The following is a 591-nucleotide window of genomic DNA, read 5'->3' on the forward strand; positions in this document are numbered from 1 at the left end:
CATGCCTTCGCGCAGCTTGAAGCCGGCGATGGAGTTGCGGGCGCGCGTGATGACCGGCTTCTGGCCGGCAATCGCTGCGAGGTCGCCAGCCGCTACGGACGGCTTCTTCGAATCGCCCGTCGATTCACCAACACCCATGTTGATGACGACCTTGTCGAGACGCGGGATCTGCATCTCGTTGGCGAAGGAGAACTGCTCCTGAAGCGCCTTGCGGATACGCTCGACGTATTCCTTCTTGAGGCGCGGCTCATACTTGGTGTCAGCCATCGATCGACACTCCCGAACGCTTTGCTACACGAACCTTCTTGTCGCCCTCGACCTTGAAACCGACGCGGGTCGGCTTGCCGTCCTTGGGGTCGGCGATCGCGATGTTCGACAGGTGAATCGAAGCTTCCTTGGTGATGATGCCGGCTTCCTGGGTCTGGGACTGACGCTGGTGACGCTTCACCAGGTTGATACCCTTGACGACCGCACGGTCTTCCTTCGGCATGACCTGAACAACTTCACCGGTACGGCCCTTGTCCTTGCCGGTGAGTACGACGACCTTGTCGCCCTTACGAATCTTCTGCATAGCCATCGCTCCTTACAGTA

At 59.4% G+C, this 591-nt stretch carries 2 protein-coding genes; both read right to left on the reverse strand.

The annotated features are described in order from the left end of the window. Positions 1-267 (reverse strand): 50S ribosomal protein L5 (gene rplE / locus ACTIF2_RS27680; protein WP_439500351.1); only part of this gene is annotated, 267 nt, incomplete at its 3' end. Beyond that, the gene (gene rplX / locus ACTIF2_RS27685; protein ID WP_069059026.1) at positions 260-571 is read right to left on the reverse strand and encodes a 50S ribosomal protein L24; all 312 of its coding nucleotides are present in this window, start codon (positions 569-571) and stop codon (positions 260-262) included. The genes rplX and rplE, both read right to left, overlap by 8 nt. Between the last annotated feature and the right edge of the window lie 20 nt (positions 572-591).

Source organism: Allobosea sp., from assembly GCF_051860145.1.
In the GTDB taxonomy this organism is placed as follows: Bacteria; Pseudomonadota; Alphaproteobacteria; order Rhizobiales; family Beijerinckiaceae; genus Allobosea.

Excerpts from the sequence above, each read along its gene's own strand:
- rplX (WP_069059026.1), bottom strand. The coding sequence starts at position 571 with ATGCAGAAGATTCGTAAGGGCGACAAGGTCGTCGTACTCACCGGCAAG.